Annotated in this window: 13 protein-coding genes; 2 read left to right on the forward strand and 11 right to left on the reverse strand. The window is 38.8% G+C overall.

Going from position 1 to position 19,417, the window contains the following annotated elements; translation table 11 throughout:
- Positions 1 to 42: 42 nt before the first annotated feature.
- Positions 43 to 828 carry a crotonobetainyl-CoA hydratase gene (gene caiD / locus PH4a_RS04740; protein WP_064721186.1) on the forward strand — a complete coding sequence of 262 codons (786 nt, stop codon included), beginning with the start codon at positions 43 to 45 and terminating at the stop codon, positions 826 to 828.
- A 39-nt stretch (positions 829 to 867) separates the two neighbouring features.
- On the forward strand, positions 868 to 1,461 hold the full coding sequence (gene caiE / locus PH4a_RS04745; protein WP_129038135.1) for a carnitine operon protein CaiE: 594 nt from the start codon (positions 868 to 870) through the stop codon (positions 1,459 to 1,461).
- A 66-nt stretch (positions 1,462 to 1,527) separates the two neighbouring features.
- On the opposite strand, the gene caiF is transcribed toward caiE, so the two are convergent.
- From caiF to PH4a_RS04800, 11 genes are all read right to left on the reverse strand, one after another.
- Positions 1,528 to 1,920 carry a carnitine metabolism transcriptional regulator CaiF gene (gene caiF, locus PH4a_RS04750; protein WP_064721188.1) on the reverse strand — a complete coding sequence of 131 codons (393 nt, stop codon included), beginning with the start codon at positions 1,918 to 1,920 and terminating at the stop codon, positions 1,528 to 1,530.
- Positions 1,921 to 2,756: 836 nt separating this feature from the next.
- Complete coding sequence (fsa, locus tag PH4a_RS04755) at positions 2,757 to 3,419, reverse strand: fructose-6-phosphate aldolase (RefSeq protein ID WP_064721189.1); 663 nt, start codon at positions 3,417 to 3,419, stop codon at positions 2,757 to 2,759.
- Between the two features lie 295 nt (positions 3,420 to 3,714).
- Positions 3,715 to 4,326: a lytic polysaccharide monooxygenase gene (locus PH4a_RS04760; protein ID WP_129038138.1), complete on the reverse strand. Its 612-nt coding sequence runs from the start codon at positions 4,324 to 4,326 to the stop codon at positions 3,715 to 3,717.
- 477 nt (positions 4,327 to 4,803) lie between these two features.
- Entirely contained in the window at positions 4,804 to 7,542 is a 2,739-nt protein-coding gene (locus PH4a_RS04765; protein WP_164971526.1) for an RHS repeat-associated core domain-containing protein, read from the reverse strand.
- A gap of 184 nt (positions 7,543 to 7,726) precedes the next feature.
- Complete coding sequence (locus PH4a_RS04770) at positions 7,727 to 10,552, reverse strand: RHS repeat protein (RefSeq protein WP_164971527.1); 2,826 nt, start codon at positions 10,550 to 10,552, stop codon at positions 7,727 to 7,729.
- Between the two features lie 320 nt (positions 10,553 to 10,872).
- Positions 10,873 to 13,734: a cytotoxic necrotizing factor Rho-activating domain-containing protein gene (locus PH4a_RS04775; protein ID WP_129038144.1), complete on the reverse strand. Its 2,862-nt coding sequence runs from the start codon at positions 13,732 to 13,734 to the stop codon at positions 10,873 to 10,875.
- A 47-nt stretch (positions 13,735 to 13,781) separates the two neighbouring features.
- Positions 13,782 to 13,964: an Rz1-like lysis system protein LysC gene (gene lysC, locus PH4a_RS04780; protein WP_164971511.1), complete on the reverse strand. Its 183-nt coding sequence runs from the start codon at positions 13,962 to 13,964 to the stop codon at positions 13,782 to 13,784.
- Positions 13,948 to 14,316, reverse strand: a complete 369-nt coding sequence (locus PH4a_RS04785; protein ID WP_129038148.1) for a DUF2570 domain-containing protein — start codon at positions 14,314 to 14,316, stop codon at positions 13,948 to 13,950. Before PH4a_RS04785 ends, lysC begins: the two co-directional genes overlap by 17 nt.
- Positions 14,313 to 14,702, reverse strand: a complete 390-nt coding sequence (locus PH4a_RS04790) for a M15 family metallopeptidase (protein WP_129038151.1) — start codon at positions 14,700 to 14,702, stop codon at positions 14,313 to 14,315. Before PH4a_RS04790 ends, PH4a_RS04785 begins: the two co-directional genes overlap by 4 nt.
- Positions 14,699 to 15,016, reverse strand: a complete 318-nt coding sequence (locus tag PH4a_RS04795; RefSeq protein ID WP_064721195.1) for a phage holin family protein — start codon at positions 15,014 to 15,016, stop codon at positions 14,699 to 14,701. The genes PH4a_RS04790 and PH4a_RS04795 overlap by 4 nt, the downstream gene beginning before the upstream one ends.
- A gap of 62 nt (positions 15,017 to 15,078) precedes the next feature.
- The gene (locus tag PH4a_RS04800; RefSeq protein ID WP_129038152.1) at positions 15,079 to 19,410 is read right to left on the reverse strand and encodes a SpvB/TcaC N-terminal domain-containing protein; all 4,332 of its coding nucleotides are present in this window, start codon (positions 19,408 to 19,410) and stop codon (positions 15,079 to 15,081) included.
- Between the last annotated feature and the right edge of the window lie 7 nt (positions 19,411 to 19,417).

Consider the following 19,417-nt stretch of genomic DNA (forward strand, 5'->3'; position numbering starts at 1 on the left):
CAATCATAAATTTTTATTTTTGATGACTAAAAGGAACAGAATATGAGCCAATCACTTCATCTTACAACCCGAGGTCCAGTACTTGAAATTGTATTAGACCGACCAAAAGCCAATGCGATTGATGCAAAAACAAGCCATGAAATGGGCGACGTTTTTCTGCGTTTTCGTGATGACCCGAGCTTACGTGTCGCGATTATCACTGGTGCTGGCGAACGCTTCTTTTCCGCCGGTTGGGATTTAAAAGCAGCAGCAGAAGGTGAAGCGCCAGATGCCGACTTTGGTGCGGGTGGCTTTGCCGGTTTAACCGAGCTTTTTGATCTCAATAAACCCGTCATTGCGGCAGTTAACGGCTATGCTTTTGGTGGCGGTTTTGAATTAGCCTTAGCCGCTGACATGATGGTATGTGCTGAAAATGCCTCTTTTGCGCTACCAGAAGCACAACTTGGCATCGTGCCTGATAGCGGTGGCGTATTGCGTTTACCAAAACGTCTACCTCCTGCGATAGTCAATGAGATGCTGATGACAGGACGCCGCATGACAGCTGAAGAAGCACTGCGTTGGGGTATTGCCAATCGCGTTGTCAGTAGTGAAAATTTAATGGAAAGTGCACGTGAACTTGCTGACCAAATTGCTAATAGTGCGCCATTAGCTGTTGCTGCACTAAAAGAGATTTATCGCGCCACCAGCGAACTTTCTATTGAGGATGGCTATAAATTAATGCGCAGCGGCGTATTAAAAAATTACCCAAGTGTCTTACATTCAGAAGATGCAACCGAAGGCCCGCTCGCTTTTGCTGAAAAACGCGTACCCGAATGGAAAGGCCGGTAACTATCACCAGCATCGATAATACAATGAAAAGGAAAACTGATGAGTATCTATGCTTTTGAAGATCTTATTCCTGTGGTTCATCCTACAGCCTATGTGCATCCCTCTGCCGTATTAATTGGTGATGTGATTATTGGCGCAGGTGTTTATATCGGTCCTCTTGCTTCACTAAGAGGCGATTATGGGCGCTTGATTGTTGAAGCTGGCGCTAACCTTCAAGATGGTTGCATTATGCATGGTTATACCGATCTGGATACCATTGTGAGAGAAAATGGGCATATTGGGCATGGTGCAATTTTGCATAGTTGTATTATCGGGCGTGATAGTTTAGTCGGCATGAACAGTGTAATTATGGATGGCGCGGTGATTGGCGAAGAAAGCATTGTTGCGGCAATGAGTTTTGTAAAAGCAGGTTTTCAAGGGCAACCTCGCCAAATGTTGATAGGCAGTCCTGCAAAACACGTGCGTGATATTACCAACGAAGATATGCAATGGAAGCGTATGAACACGCGTGAATATCAAGACCTAGCTGTTCGTTGCCGACAAAGTTTAGTAGAAACCACACCACTAACAGAGCCCGAACTTAATCGTCCTCGGTTAAAAAGTACCACTGAAGTTAAGCCCAAAGGCCTGTAACAAACAGCGACAGGCGTGATAAGTGCCTGTCGTATTTTTAAGCGGAACCATAATCAAACAATACAGTTACCGACGTTGGGATTTAGACAGCATCCATTGCCATTTTTGCTCATGATTTAATCCATGAGGGATCATATCTGCCATTTTTTCAGGTGAGCTTGGGCTATTCTTGGTTTGAAGATGGCCTTTCAAACGAGAATAAAGCTGAGGATCGATATGACTGACTTTAATCATACGCTGGCATTGGCATCCTCTCCCCTCAAGCTGATTAGGAACACTCTTGGTTTCACATTCAATTTCTCGTACATCAGAAAGAATGTAAGAAACAATATTAATGGCATTACACTGAGGAATATCGAAATTCTTAGCAATCTCTTTTGCGCTAACCCAACGCTCCTGTTCTTGCACCCAGTCTGCGATTAACAAATATAGAGGTTTATTCATGTATTCTTCACACATATTTACTCCAGTATTACCAATAAAAGGTTATTTATCTCAAAATAAAGATAATAACTGTATATGTTAATTTTTATTGCACCGCGGAGTATCAGTTTTCCCTGTTAATTTTGGTAATTAAAACTATATTTAAATATAATATTTAGTTTTACATTAACAACCAAACTCTTTAATTAACACGTTTTTTACAACTCGATATTTTACTATTAATTTTATAAACAATAAAAAATAAATTGAATAAAAAAGGATTAAAAATCCATTATAAAATAATAACGAAATTAAAGCTTAATATAATAAACTAATAACCAATTGATAAATAACATTAATTTATAATGGTAAAATAAAAATTTCAGATTGTATTATTAATCCATTTCTAGACTAAGATTATAGTAATAGATTTAAATTTAGATTACCAGAAAGGTGACTTATAATTAGATATAAATCAATAATTAGATTTCCCTTCATCTGCTAGCCATAAGTGAATATCACAATAACACATTAGAAAAACTAAAGAGTATTGCTATCAAAATGATTCAATATTCTATTATCACTTATTTTTTAACCCATTAAACTTAATCAACCAATTATATTACTAAAATAAACTTAGGTAGTGTAAATAAGTTATTAAAATAAATAACAATAGATAATATTACTATATATCTCGCCTTATAATAGCGATATATACTGTTACTATTTTTAATAGTGAATTTATCTTTTAAAATAGCCGATTAATTAAACACGTTGTTTTATCATTCTTTCAAAGATTATCACCAAACTAACAATAGAAAAGCGCTATTATTTTTCAATAGCGCGGAATAGTTCTTTATTATAAATAAAATTTATAATAATCGACGTTCAAAAGTGCTTTGCCAATCATCTGCAAACTTATTCACTGCATCATCCACAACTGGCGAATGAATAATTGAATAAGCAAGTTCAACTGGCAGTGTTACCGCAGAAGCACCTGCTAATAAACAATCGACAACTTGGCGTGGCGTTTTAAAACTTGCCGCTAGGATTTTTGTCGGTAAATTATGCATGGTGATCAGCGTTTGTAACTCTTTAACCACTCTTACACCATCAGAACCTTGTCTATCCATGCGATGCACATAAGGGGCAATATAATCTGCGCCCGCTAATGCCGCCATTAAGCCTTGTGAAACACTGTAAATCGCAGTACCTAATACCAGCATATTTTTTTGTTTCAATTGTTTTATAGCAATTAACCCCGCTTCGGTTACAGGGATTTTAATCACCGTATTATCAGCAATATTTCCAATGCGCAGCGCTTCTTCAATCATGGTATCAACATCACTGGCAATCACTTGTGCGAATATACGCCCTTTACCGCCCATTGCGGCTTTTAATTCAGGCAATAGCATTTCAATATCTTGCGCAGATTTTGCGATAATGGAGGGATTGGTGGTGACTCCTGCAATAGGAAGAACTTGAGAGAGTTTTCTGACTTCTTCGATATCCGCTGTATCTAAATAGATTTCCATAATCGCGCCTCAATGATATTGGTTTTAAACTAAATAATTATAGGTATAACGTAGAAAGTAGCATTGTGCGCGATGGATTTCTAGTCGATTTAATGAAAATAGCGCCTATATCAAGGCGCTATTAATTAAATAGCGATAATAAATAGCGATTATTTTTATTTAATCAATAAACAAGCACTAATCTTAACTTATATCTCAAATTTATATTTAAAATTTAAACTTGTTTATATTTTAAATATAATAAGATAAGACCAATACTAGTATTGATAGTAAATAACCATTTCAATTAAATTGATTATTTTTTAAATTCGGCATCAATGACTTGATAAAATGCATTCCCTGTATCTGCAATATCCCAAACTCCTAAAATAACTTGATACCCCGTTCTTTTTGGTATATTGCAGTTTAATTCTACTGTTTTCATTGGTACTGTTCCATTATCAAATCGCTGACAAAAAGGGGTTAAATCAAAATCATCTCGAGTAAGAGGTTTATTGACATCCCACCCCGGTTTAGTAATAAAAAACCGCCATGATGCTGTACTATGTGGGGCTGTTAATGTCCATTTAAAGGTATATTCTCCGCTTTCTATATCAACTTTATGCCAACGGTCGGCTCCTTGTTGATTTAATTGAGAAAATTTAGCATTTCCTCCGCTCGCAATTTCGCCATCTTTAGGCCCCGCCTCAGGAAATCCCTTAGGGCCTTCAACAGATTGTGGCTCATATTGTATATCGCCACAGTTTTTATTTAAGTTGTTGCCTTTGGATGAACAAAGAAAAGCTCTGCTAGGTGGCTTATCTATATAGCCATGTTTTAACGTCACATCCGCTGACGCTGTTGAAATAAAACCAGCTGATGATAATAATAACGTTGCAGTAAATACCATAATTTTATTTTTCTTCATAATAAAGCCTCAATAATTATTAAAATTTTTTAAAATATAATGATTATGTCAATCACATTAGATATTAGTCAAAAATAAACAATTAAAAATACACTTATGAATATTTGTGAGCAATATCGCGATTTAATTTAATATTAAAATGGGACTAACACTGCTATTTAATATTTATTAAATAACTATCAATCATAGAAATAATAAATTAAATTATTTTTAATACTTTATTTTATTTTATTTTATTTTATTTTATTTTATTAAAAAAATTCAAATCATCGGTATAAGATAAAAACAACCCAAATGAGACAAAATTTCTGTCTCTCTGGGTTGTTTGTTTTGGGTTTACCCAAACTGGACGTTCTATGCCTGCCTAAGTAAAAATTTTTATTTTCACTTAGCGCGAAGTTGCAAGCCACTACAGGTAGCCCATCTTTAGGATCGGGCTTACGTAATCACCGTATCCAGCTACAGGTAAATCAGTACCTATGACATCGGCGTCCATGCAGATTCATGAATAGGAGGCTGTAATAATCGCCCATCATATATACTGCGTTTTTGGTCAGGATTATTTTTAACTTCACGAACGATAGCATAGTTAATTTTCCGATGTTTTTTTATAGCCATAATATTAAAAGTACTGTTTGGAGAGAACAGTATTTCCGATTCTCCATTTTCTCCCTGAAAGCGTGATAGCAATGAAATGTTTTTCCCTGTCCTTCCCATTACTTTGAGCATTACTCCTTCCCTACCTTGTGAAAATCGCTCGGTAAAGATTTTGGCATAACTGATAGATAAACTTGTAGACATAAATACATCATTAGTGACTAACTCGCCTGGAGAAAGATTGTCCCATGCACCTTTCGGTATTCCGTATCCTCTGTAGCTTATTTCCGTTGCATTTGCCATTTTACTTAATGCGTTCTCAAGTTTTTTAGCATTGCCATTAATACCACTATCTATGCTAATCCCTTGTTTCAGATAGCTATTAAAGGGAATTTGATTTCTGCTGTAAAGTCGTATTATTCCTTTGTCTTCCTCATCCAAAATTGATACAGGTAATCCTTTATGGGAAGCAAATTCCTCGTGATACTTAGCCTGAACCTCCGCAAACCCTCTCGATTTTTGATGGATTTTTTCATTATCCGATAATATTACTCTCGTCGAATTCTTCATCTCACTTATTGATTTTTTTATATCCTTCAGATCCTCTTTTGATAAATTATCGATAGTTCTTAATGGTGCTAATCCATCAGGATCACGCAATGTCACAGGGTTATTACGCACCATGCGGTATAAATTCAGCCCATCAATAGTACCTGCCGGATCGGCACTTAACCAATGACCAATCCACGGCTGATAATAACGATAACCGTAGTAATAAAGCCCTGTTGCGTCTTTTTCTTTACCTGAATAACGAATGGTTTTGTAATTGGCTTCTACCGCATTTTCGCTCGACCAAATCGCAGTACCACCATAAGGGTAATACTCTTCATAACTGACTAATTGCCCTTGACCATCGGTTTCTAATCCACTGTTGCCCACACCATCATCATAGCTATAACGCAGTTGGTTATTCTTAATCCCTTTCGGTAAGCCCACTTTCCAGCATAAGGCTCTCACATTTCCTGTTATATCAACCACCTCTCGATGTTCGGTAAGATGCCCCCCCTGCGTTGATTGCCATATTTCTAAATTCGGTAAATAGTGAGTTTCCGTGATAATATGCCGCTCTGATAATCTCTGTACCTGTTGTTTCATTAATCGTTGAGATGCGCTTGCATAAACATAGTGTTCTGAATTCCCTCTCTTATTCACTTGTGCCAATGTACCGCGAAGATCCCACTGTAATGCATCGCCCGTTGATAAATGTTTCTGATTACCTAAAGCATCAAATTGCTGATCAATCTGTTCGATAGCCACCTGTTGTGTTTCAAGTAATGCCCGATTGGTTTTATTGGAGACACAGATATTCTGGGTAAAACTCTGTTGTGCTATTCCCGATAGATGGCGAAGTTGGACTAAGTTACCACCGCTGTCATAGGTATATAAACGGGTATAATTGGTATAACTTTGTGTATCTTTCACCCGCGTAGTAATTTGTTGAGATTGCATTGAAGCAGGGGTTTTTTGGTTTGCAGATTCACGCCCTGTTGCACTCACTAATTGATACAGGGAGTCATACACATAACGATTTTCAGGCACGATTTTCTGATTACGCCAGTAGCGAGTCGCTTCAGCATCATTTTTAAGACAAATAATATTGCCGACAGGATCATACTCATAGCGCAGATCTTGCATGATCTTCGCACCCAAAACATGGCCTTGAGGACGCTGGGTTTTGACATGCAGTAAGCGCTGAGTTTCAGCTTCGTACTCATACGTTGTCACTATCCCATTACCGTGCTCAACGCGTAATTTTTGCCCTGCTGCCGAGTAATTGATCGCTTTAATCACGAGTTGTTTTTTATCACTGTGTAATTGCACGCTACTTTGTTTTAAAAAACCCGCTCTATCATATTGCCATTCACGCTCATGCCCTGAAGCATCAATTTGTTTTAATAATTGGCCTGTAGCATCATAAATATTGCGTGTTTGATATTGGGAATGCGCGGGTATTTTAACGGTATTAGCATTAGCAGTGATAAACCGTAATTCAATTAAACTTTGCCCTGTTAAGGCATAAGCACCATATTCCGTTCTTCCAGCAAGAAAGTCATGATGAGTACATTTACCGACGGAGTTATTGGCAATATTTTTATTATCAGCCTCACCCCAAGTAAAGCGCTCTTTTAATATCTGTTTGGACGTCGGGGAAGACTCCATAATCGCAATAAGTTGTGAAACAAATTCTGGCTTTGTATAGTGATATTCAGTCACTAACCCCAACCCATTAATATCCATCACTTTTTTATTTTCAATATCACTGATATTGAAACTATTACCACTATCTACACTTTTAATTGCAGACAATAATCCACCTAAACTCACTGTTTGCTGGATATTTGGTTGAATAGTTGAGTCTGACTGTTGTGTTTCATACAATCTTGCATCAATACTGCGTTCTAAATAACCGCGAGCATGAAAGTGATGGCGCGTAATACGCTCATCGGTTTGGTTAATTGCATCGGGATGACGACAATAGTTAATTTCACGGATTGTTGATCCGCGGTTATCAAGAACTACCACGGTTGGGGTTCTTGTGTGTAATTGTTTATTTGACATATTTTTAATTCCTTGTGATTTTCTCTTTATCATTAATGATTATTTCATTAGTGATTAACGGCGAATAAATATATTTTTTCATTACGATATATTATTAATTTATTTCTAGGCTAAATACCTCGTGATTAATTTAATCGTACTTGGTTCTTAGCCTCTAAGTATTATTAAGAGCGTTACAATAAGATTATTCTAGTCTCTGTAGCTTAGGAATATAGTCCATATTGGGCCTGTCATCTTTGCCACGACAAAATTCGCAGACAATATTGTCATATTTAATATTATTTGCCTTTAAATCATTGAAAAGCCTTCCTATTGTCGTAATTGAAGGAAAAGAGAACCCATCAGAAGTGATCGTATCACTTACTGTGACAATATCCGTTCTTACTGTTTGTTCTTGATTTGTTTGCGTAATTGCTCGATTGGCAGCCAATGCATTACTTATTGTGTCGGGTGTCTCATTCTCATATGTGGTTAATTCATAATTTGTAATATTAATTACCCCGTTCCTATCATTTCCTGCTACTTTCCAATTCATTTTATTATACGGTTTAATTTCTTTCCAAATTATATCGTTATACGCGCCTGTTACTGTCCTTATTCCCAACAATTCCATTGATTCAATTGCGAATCGATTATGTAATTTTAGATAACGATTGGAAATGGAAAATAACGTAAGACTCTTATCTACTACGATGTTATCAAGCCCAGGATCTATTAAATAAGTTCTGTGTGGATTTAAGAATTCCAATGTCATTCTATCCGGTATTCGAACAGTTGCACTGTTTAAGTTAAAACCACCATGAGCATTAACAATAAGTTGTTTTGATGGATGATCAGGAGTTGAATAGAGCGAAAAATGCCGGCCTAACTTACTGACTGCATAATGAGTTTCTCTTTTAAAGTCGAGTAAATCTTCTTGATTCCAAGTTTCAGCCTGTTGAATAATCGATTCCCCCCATTCATCTGTTTTTATTTTATGAAATGAAGTCGGTAATCTATTGATAAAATGTTCACTTGTAGGAGTAGGTGCCCGCCCATCAGGATCACGCAATGTCACTGGGTTATTGCGCACCATGCGGTATAAATTCAGCCCATCCACCGTACCTGCCGGATCGGCACTTAACCAACGACCAATCCACGGTTGATAATAACGATAACCGTAGTAATACATGCCTGTCGCGTCTTTTTCTTTGCCTGAATAACGAATGGTTTTGTAATTGGCTTCTACCGCATTTTCGCTCGACCAAATCGCAGTACCCCCATAAGGGTAATACTCTTCATAACTGACTAATTGCCCTTGGCCATCGGTTTCTAATCCACTATTGCCCACACCATCATCATTGCTATAACGCAGTTGGTTATTCTTAATCCCTTTCGGTAAGCCCACTTTCCAGCATAAGGCTCTCACATTTCCTGTTATATCAACCACCTCTCGATGTTCGGTAAGATGCCCTCCCTGCGTTGATTGCCATATTTCTAAATTCGGTAAATAGCGGGTTTCCGTGATAATGTGCCGCTCTGATAATCTCTGTACCTGTTGTTTCATTAATCGTTGAGATGCGCTTGCATAAACATAGTGTTCTGAATTCCCTCTCTTATTCACTTGTGCCAATGTACCGCGAAGATCCCACTGTAATGCATCGCCCGTTGATAAATGTTTTTGATTACCTAAAGCATCAAATTGCTGATCAATCTGTTCGATAGCCACCTGTTGTGTTTCAAGTAATGCCCGATTGGTTTTATTGGAGACACAGATATTCTGGGTAAAACTCTGTTGTGCTATTCCTGATAGATGGCGAAGTTGGACTAAGTTACCACCGCTGTCATAAGTATATAAACGGGTATAATTGGTATAACTTTGTGCATCTTTCACTAAGGTCGTCACAGACCGAGATTGTGTTAACGCGGGCGTTTGTTGATTGGCAGATTCACGCCCTGTTGCACTCACTAATTGATACAGGGAGTCATACACATAACGATTTTCAGGCACGATTTTCTGATTACGCCAGTAGCGAGTCGCTTCAGCATCATTTTTAAGACAAATAATATTGCCGACAGGATCATACTCATAGCGCAGATCTTGCATGATCTTCGCACCCAAAACATGCCCTTGAGGACGCTGGGTTTTGACATGCAGCAAGCGCTGAGTTTCAGCTTCGTACTCATACGTTGTCACTATCCCATTACCGTGCTCAACGCGTAATTTTTGCCCTGCTGCCGAGTAATTGATCGCTTTAATCACGAGTTGTTTTTTATCACTGTGTAATTGCACGCTACTTTGTTTTAAAAAACCCGCTCTATCATATTGCCATTCACGCTCATGCCCCGAAGCATCAATTTGTTTTAATAATTGGCCTGTAGCATCATAAATATTGCGTGTTTGATATTGGGAATGCGCGGGTATTTTAACGGTATTAGCATTAGCAGTGATAAACCGTAATTCAATTAAACTTTGCCCTGTTAAGGCATAAGCACCATATTCCGTTCTTCCAGCAAGAAAGTCATGATGAGTACATTTACCGACGGAGTTATTGGCAATATTTTTATTATCAGCCTCACCCCAAGTAAAGCGCTCTTTTAATATCTGTTTGGACGTCGGGGAAGACTCCATAATCGCAATAAGTTGTGAAACAAATTCTGGCTTTGTATAGTGATATTCAGTCACTAACCCCAACCCATTAATATCCATCACTTTTTTATTTTCAATATCACTGATATTGAAACTATTACCACTATCTACACTTTTAATTGCAGACAATAATCCACCTAAACTCACTGTTTGCTGGATATTTGGTTGAATAGTTGAGTCTGACTGTTGTGTTTCATACAATCTTGCATCAATACTGCGTTCTAAATAACCGCGAGCATGAAAGTGATGGCGCGTAATACGCTCATCGGTTTGGTTAATTGCATCGGGATGACGACAATAGTTAATTTCACGGATTGTTGATCCGCGGTTATCAAGAACTACCACGGTTGGGGTTCTTGTGTGTAATTGTTTATTTGACATATTTTTAATTCCTTGTGATTTTCTCTTTATCATTAATGATTATTTCGTTAGTGATTAGCGGAGAATAAATATATTTTGTCATTACGATATATTCTTAATTTATTTCTAAACTAAAAATCATAAAAATAATAAATTAAATTGTTTTTAATACTTTCTTTTATCTTTTATTAAAAAGACTCAAATCATCGGTATAAGATAAAAACAATCCAAAAAAATAGAAATGCTGTCTCTCTGGGTTGTATATTTGGGGATATGTTTTAACGTGATTACAATATAGCAATATACAATCGTAATTGATGTCATTCTGTAATTGCGATGTATTAATGTAAACGAGTTTTCATTGAGTTAAGAACACTAATTTTGTTCGTCTTCATATCGATAGTCACATCTTCCGACAATACTTTTACATTAACTTTTCCTGAATCCTTGGCCAATAGAGCATAACTATAACCAGCCCTGGCGGAGAAACTAGGCAACTTAGCTTCAAGATTATAATCAAATGCAGCGACATTTTCTTGGACATGATCGATCTTCGTGCCTTGTTTCCCAAAATAAGTTATTGCCGAATTTTCAAACTCACTTAATGTACCAATCAAGTCATTATTGTGATCCCCTGATACCGATAAATTCTTACCTGATAAGGCATTAAGGCTGGTTTGTGCTGTTTTCACTCCCTGAATCCCCGTTTTCCAGTTATTATCACCAGGTCTTTGTCCAGTATGTAACGCATAGAATTTCTCTTTATCTACAGCGTATAGCATTGTACAACCACTCAAAGCTCCTGAAGTGATCACTACGGGTTTCCCCTCCTTAATATCATTCAACCGAATGCTAATACCTACACTGCCAGACATACCACTCATAACTTTAATGGCGGTAAGATTATTAGAAAGTATTTTGTGCCCCCAATAAGTTCCTATTGTTCCAGAACCATATTCGCTGGAAGAAACCAGAGATCCATTGAAATTATGGATAGCATTGTATAAATCCCCACCCTTTTGCAATAATTGTGGGCTGTACTCTCTTAGCACGGGATTATGCTCAATCAAATCAAATCGACTAATGACAAATGGCAATGTCGTCTCAACACTCTCGTTATTACTCCCCACAAATAATCCACGATTTCGTAAAGGAGTAATAGATCCCTTTTGTAGCTTTGTATCATCTGATGAAAAGAAGAGAGAAAAACTGCTACTAGGCATTCGCCCATCAGGATCACGCAATGTCACTGGGTTATTGCGCACCATGCGGTATAAATTCAGCCCATCCACCGTACCTGCCGGATCGGCACTTAACCAACGACCAATCCACGGCTGATAATAACGATAACCGTAGTAATAAAGCCCTGTCGCGTCTTTCTCTTTGCCTGAATAACGAATAGTTTTGTAATTGGCTTCTACTGCATTTTGGCTAAACCAAATCGCGGTACCCCCATAAGGGTAATACTCTTCATAACTGACTAATTGCCCTTGACCATCGGTTTCTAATCCACTGTTACCCACACCATCATCATAGCTATAACGCAGTTGGTTATTCTTAATCCCTTTTGGGAAGCCCACTTTCCAACATAAGGCTCTCACATTTCCTGTTATATCAACCACGTCTCGATGTTCGGTAAGATGCCCCCCCTGCGTTGATTGCCATATTTCTAAATTCGGTAAATAGTGAGTTTCCGTGATAATGTGCCGCTCTGATAATCTCTGTACCTGTTGTTTCATTAATCGTTGAGATGCGCTTGCATAAACATAGTGTTCTGAATTCCCTCTCTTATTCACTTGTGCCAATGTACCGCGAAGATCCCACTGTAATGCATCGCCCGTTGATAAATGTTTTTGATTACCTAAAGCATCAAATTGCTGATCAATCTGTTCAATAGCCACCTGTTGTGTTTCAAGTAATGCCCGATTGGTTTTCTTGGAGACACAGATATTCTGGGTAAAACTCTGTTGTGCTATTCCCGATAGATGGCGAAGTTGGACTAAGTTACCACCGCTGTCATAGGTATATAAACGGGTATAATTGGTATAACTTTGTGTATCTTTCACCCGCGTAGTAATTTGTTGAGATTGCATTGAAGCAGGGTTTTTTTGGTTTGCAGATTCACGCCCTGTTGCACTCACTAATTGATACAGGGAGTCATACACATAACGATTTTCAGGCACGATTTTCTGATTACGCCAGTAACGAGTCGCTTCAGCATCATTTTTAAGACAAATAATATTGCCCACAGGATCATACTCATAGCGCAGATCTTGCATGATCTTCGCACCCAAAACATGGCCTTGAGGACGCTGGGTTTTGACATGCAGTAAGCGCTGAGTTTCAGCTTCGTACTCATACGTTGTCACTATCCCATTACCGTGCTCAACGCGTAATTTTTGCCCTGCTGCCGAGTAATTGATCGCTTTAATCACGAGTTGTTTTTTATCACTGTGTAATTGCACGCTACTTTGTTTTAAAAAACCCGCTCTATCATATTGCCATTCACGCTCATGCCCTGAAGCATCAATTTGTTTTAATAATTGGCCTGTAGCATCATAAATATTGCGTGTTTGATATTGGGAATGCGCGGGTATTTTAACGGTATTAGCATTAGCAGTGATAAACCGTAATTCAATTAAACTTTGCCCTGTTAAGGCATAAGCACCATATTCCGTTCTTCCAGCAAGAAAGTCATGATGAGTACATTTACCGACGGAGTTATTGGCAATATTTTTATTATCAGCCTCACCCCAAGTAAAGCGCTCTTTTAATATCTGTTTGGACGTCGGGGAAGACTCCATAATCGCAATAAGTTGTGAAACAAATTCTGGCTTTGTATAGTGATATTCAGTCACTAACCCCAACCCATTAATATCCATCACTTTTTTATTTTCAATATCACTGATATTGAAACTATTACCACTATCTACACTTTTAATTGCAGACAATAATCCACCTAAACTCACTGTTTGCTGGATATTTGGTTGAATAGTTGAGTCTGACTGTTGTGTTTCATACAATCTTGCATCAATACTGCGTTCTAAATAACCGCGCGCATGATAATGGTGACGCGTAATACGCTCATCGGTTTGGTTAATTGCATCGGGATGACGACAATAGTTAATTTCACGGATTGTTGATCCGCGATTATCATGAATAACCACAGTCGGAGTTCGTGCATATAATTGTTGATTAGACATATTTCTATAATTCCTTAATTTATTTTTTTATTTATAACTCTATATTTTTACGTTGCTTCTTTTACGACTAATAAGTTGGCGACTGCTTTTTTATCGGTATTACATTTTTCTAATACCAATAATAAGCGTGCCACATAATCGGGATAATCTCCCCACACTTGCACATTAAAAAATGGCGCAGAACACGGTTGTAATAAATGTGTTGGTACAAACTTATTGGGCACTTCCACGATGGTTAATGGTGCTTTGTTGCAGCTGGATAACAGCACTAGGCACAGACTCATTAGCACAAGGCGTATGTGCCATAAGTTGGCGTAGCTCTTGGCGTATAACATGATTTTCTTCCTCTAAATAACGTTGTTCCTCTTGTTGGTGCGTGAGTGTTTCAGAGACTTTTTCTGCTTGTTTATGCCACTGCAATAACTGTGATTGCAGTGTACGTTGCTGATATTCAAGCTGACTATTTTGTTCCGATAACTGATTAATTCGATTGTGTTGATAACGGATCACCAACAATGTGACAGCTATAATCAGCAACACCCCGCCTTTTACTCCTAGGCGTAAAAAAGTGGCAATATTCATGGGTATACCTCTCGGCAAAGTTCGTAATGAGGCCCATCACGAAACGATACCCAATCCCCTCCCCAATTAATTGAAATACCTAATTGATAAGCAGCTTTCTTCATCGCTTTTGATACTGATTCAAACGCTGACCAATCTTGCCAAGGAATAACACCATTCACTAACGGTACAATATCCACAGCATGCCCGGTTAAATGACGACTATTGAGCGTTTTGCTTTTACCTTCTTTCATCAACTCTTTTTGTCGAGTCAATGAACGCACACCTTCAATAACAACAAAATCATATTCACTGAATGTCAGTGCCAGATAAACAATACGGACTAAATCTCGATGTACGTCGTTTAGGTTGCTTTGGCTACGTTGACTTAATGTATAGGTATTCATTTAGGCTCCTTAAGGTTGTTCATGCCAAAAATACGATTCCATAGCCAAATCAACGTTGTGCTCCCCATTGATCCAAAAAGTCCTGCGATCATGTAAGACATATAGCGGCTTGCACCACTTTCAAAACTTAATAATCCGCCTAATAACCCTGTAAATACTGAAATCACGATCTGGCTACCAATGCCACACCAAGACCACTGAATTTGCTTTTGCCTAATTTCCATTAAATATCTCACGATACCTCCCCAGGCTGAAAATCCACCGATAATCATCCAAGCCAGCGCATCGCTTTCAGATGGGATTGCTACCAGCATAATAAAATTCCTAAATAAAGCGGATAAAACGGGATCCCCCATTTATCCGCGTAATAAATCACCTACACTAGGGTGTCATTTTCATCTTCCTGAGCTACAAACCACGGTGTCACTATCGTATTACGTTGATAGCTCTTTGCGGTATTCACTCGATATAAGCGACCTAATGCATCGTAATAATGGGTATCCGCAAAACGATTTGGCTGAGATGAACTATCCGAAATATAACGCCAGTCATTAAGAAAATAAGGCTGATAAACGCGCTTTACATTTCCTTTATTGTCATATTCTGTTTCACCTGAAATTGCCCAACGTGTTGTGGTACTTTTTTGTTGTGCCTGTTGTGTACGATCAACCACCAGCTCACCTTTTTCACTACGTAAAAAGGACTCACCCGCTTCAACTCTGACGGAAGTTTGCAATAAGCGGCCAAAACCATCGCTAAAAGTGATTTGTTGGCGAATTTGCTGTTGTGGATCGCTGTCATAACGGTCTGTCATGATTTGCAGTGCATGAGGTGGCATTTTTGAGGATGCTGACATCCAACTGTCGGTAACATAAACAAAACCTGTGGCAATAGGCAGTGTCGAAGCCAACGCTAAGACATCCTTTACGGTTGTCGGCATAGTGAAAGTTTTATCGCTATAACCGCTTTGTTGACCATTTTCGGTACCTGAAAAACGTGTTGTGGTAACACGACCAAAACCATCAAAAGTGACTTGATGAAGATTATGGTTTTCATCAGTAATCGAATTAGGCGATAAAAAACGCCAATCGTAAGTGAGATGAAAATCTTGCATATTTCTTGGTGACATTTTCCCCATTAACACACAAAATTGCTTATCCCATAACAACTTATAGTCACAAGAGAGTACCGTTTTTTTGTACACTAGTGGCTTATAAAACTGCGCTAATGAACCATAAGTTTTAATCCCTAATAACGGTTTTACCCACAGTTTTTTGTCATTTTCTGTTGTATCAGCAAACTGATAACCACGTTGCTGATAACCCGCTCTTTTCATCACTTCATCAAGTTGCAAATCAGGGTATGGCTGAGAAATGGCTGTTGCGGTTTCTTCATCTAATTCCGCCGTTTCGCTGTAGGCTAAACGAGCAGGAAAACCAGGTTCTGCTAATGTGGCTTTATTTTCTGCATCTAGATAAACGAGCTGCTGTTGCCCAGCAAACACTGATGTGGCCTTTTGTGTCAGTAAATTATTGCTGGCTAATAATGCCTCTATATTTATTCCTTGTTCAGGCTGTTGCTCAGCGCCAAATGTCCAAATATCTTGGCGACTGGCTTTTGTAATACTGAGCTGATAAACCTGTTTTTCAGGGTAATTAAGATGATGACAAGCTTGGCGCGATAAGCCTAAACGCAAGGTTTGTTGTTGTTTGTCATAGCTTGATGCCCATAATGTCTCTGGTAGGCTCTCATAATACTGATAAGGATTTTTAGCACCTTTAGCGCGTCTTGGGTAATCAATAGAAACCGCTTTAGTCACAAAACCATAGCTATCTTGTTCTAAGGTAATTTGTTGATGACACGCGGGATCTGCCGCAATACGTTCATAATGATATTCGCGACTTTCAACGACAGAAGGCATCACCACGGGTGAACGCCCTTGTGCTTCAATTAGGCGCACTTGTGGCCGCGACTCTGTTACTGCATAAGGAATGTTTGATATAGCAGTATTATCCAACCCATATACTTCTTTTCTGAGTAACTGACCTTGTAGCCCACGCTCAAGCCAATACGTATGTTGTTGACGCAGTGAGTCGTCACAGACCTTTTCTGTGCTTCCTTTACCTTGAGTAAAACGTGGTAAAAACAACGGAAATGCGGCCTTATCCTCTTGCCAAAATTCATCAGAAAATTGAGCATCAACCGAAGACTTTCCGGTTGAAAACCACTGGCGGGTTAACGCACTTGGCGTTTTATCTGTTGTATTTTCTTCACTTTTAAATGACTCAGCATTAGTGACTTCAACACAACCAAATCCACGAAACTCTTTCTCTTTACCGTCCCATACACCATGACGATAGTGATAAGTTTGAGTTAAACGACTTTGTGTAATTTCATCAACAGTTTCAGTTTTCCAAAGCGTATGCAGCGCGAAAGGCAGGTGACTGACTGTTTTAACTTTACCTTGCTGATTTTGCGTTAATTTTTCATCTAACCAATATTGCGCTGAACTGCGGTAATGCAGATTTTGCATCAGCCCCATATTGTTATTAATCGATGTTAATAACCACGGTTTTTGATTTTGCAAAGAAAGCACCCAATGCTGCGGTGCAGGATAAGATTTTGTCAGTAAAATACTGGCAACACCCAAACCTTGCACATCGGCAACTTGCAGCTGGCAATGGTTATCAAAACGCATATCTTTAGGTAATGCGATATCATCACCACGCACAAATTGATTTCCACTGTGGTTAAAATAAACCTCTAAATGGGTCGATTGGGCGTAAATAATATCGGTTGTACCGCTACCATCTAAATCCGCTAAATAGAGCTGATTCGGATTAAATTTAAGGCGATCCGCAGAGAAGCCTGGGATCGTAATAGGCGCGCTAAACTTGCCATCACCAAGATGAACCCAACAACTTACGCCTTGGTAATCAATTTTAATCAGGTGTTGCTGACCCGAACCTAATACATCACTAAATGCCACTAAGGTACGACGATTAATATTCTTAATCGGCAAAATCACACCATCAGTTTGCATCACCTCTTTACTTTTTTTCCACCCTTGGGCCGAACCGGCATAAAGGCGAATACTACGAGGGCCAATTAAGGCTAAGTCGGCAAATCCGCTGCCTGTTAATGAAGTGATTTCAGCTTTAGGATGAAAATATTCCATCGGTAGTGCATCAAGTGGTACAAAATTGAGCCAATTTTCTGCCTTTGTTTCATCTTGGGTGTAATAGCCATTCACCTCACCTTGTGTGACTAACCATTCCAGTTTTCCATCACCCGTGACATCGGTCAGCATCGATGAATTTCGTAACGATGGAATAACAGGAAGTTTTTTAGCTTTATCCCATGACATCGCATTAGGATTTTGCTTATCAATTTTTCTCATTGGCGCGCGATACCACCAAGCGCCGCTATCTTGATAAAGCACCCCCGCAAGCCCTTCGCCAAATAGATCGACATATTGATAAGGCTGTTGTGGCGTAAATGAAGCAAGTTCATCGAGTGATTGCCACTGTGCTTGTTTAGTCGCGCCTACCCTGTGCCAATCAAATTTTACTGGCGGTAATGTCACTAACGATTGAGTGTCTTTATTGTCGTTAAACGCCGATTGTTGTGCTGAAACTAAAACAGTACCTGATGCTGACTCATCGTAAGTAAGCGTTAATCGGGCGACTAATTCGGGTGTCTCCGCTAGTGCAGTTTGTTTTTCTAAACTTTCAATACGGTGATACATCAGCACTTGGCAACATAAACGGCGGGTACGCAGTTCAAAACCGTAATGAAAAAGCGAAAAGCAGTCTTTACGCAATGCCCATGTTGAATTGCCCTGCCACTGCGGATAAGTTGCTAATGCACTGCTACGCTCACCGTAATCAAATACCAGTGTAAATAATGCATTGTTAGGTAATGTGTTATCGGTTTTGACACAAGAAAAAGCTCGTTCACCCACCGGATTACCGTAATACACCTTTTCTAAATAACGTTGTGTATTAGCATTTGAATGTGATTGAATTTCTTGTTTATCACAACCTTGTTCATCTTCTGTGCGATAGTGATATTCGATCTGTTCACCCGTTGCTGAAACCGAAGCATTTAGGTTCCATTGGGCGATATGTGTACTGTTTTGGCTATCTACAATCTGTGCTGTGGTTTCATAACCAAATAAATGTGCATCCCCATTTGCGCTATACATTACCCAAAATTGTGTTGGTGTATTCGCTGATGCTTTGCTGTCATTGAGTGACCAATATTCGAAACGACTAAAGCTTTTTTCAATACGAGAACGATAAGCAGTCACTTGATATTGATGGGCTAATCTTATGCCTAATAATTCATTGCGTTGTGCCGTTTCAATTTGACCTTTTTTATTCATCATCGGCACAATAACTTCGCCATCAGCACCAATAAACTCATCTAATTGAGTATAAGTTGGCACACCTTTTGTCGTACGACGACGAATCGACATCACACCAACAGACCAACCAAAACCAAACGCGCCATTACCGGCTTGATTTTGATACGTTAAGCCTAAAGATGGCGCATAACCCCGGCCTTGGCTAATGGGCAACGGCAAGTTAAAAGTAGCTGCGCCATCAGGGCCAACAGCGCCCATATTGCCGGTTAATCCTGTGACTGCACCGCCCCCTTTGGGTAAATTTGGCGCGTCAAAGGTCAATTTCTCTGAATTTTGCATGTAAAGC

It is taken from the genome of Proteus hauseri (assembly GCF_004116975.1).
Classification (GTDB): domain Bacteria; phylum Pseudomonadota; class Gammaproteobacteria; order Enterobacterales; family Enterobacteriaceae; genus Proteus; species Proteus hauseri.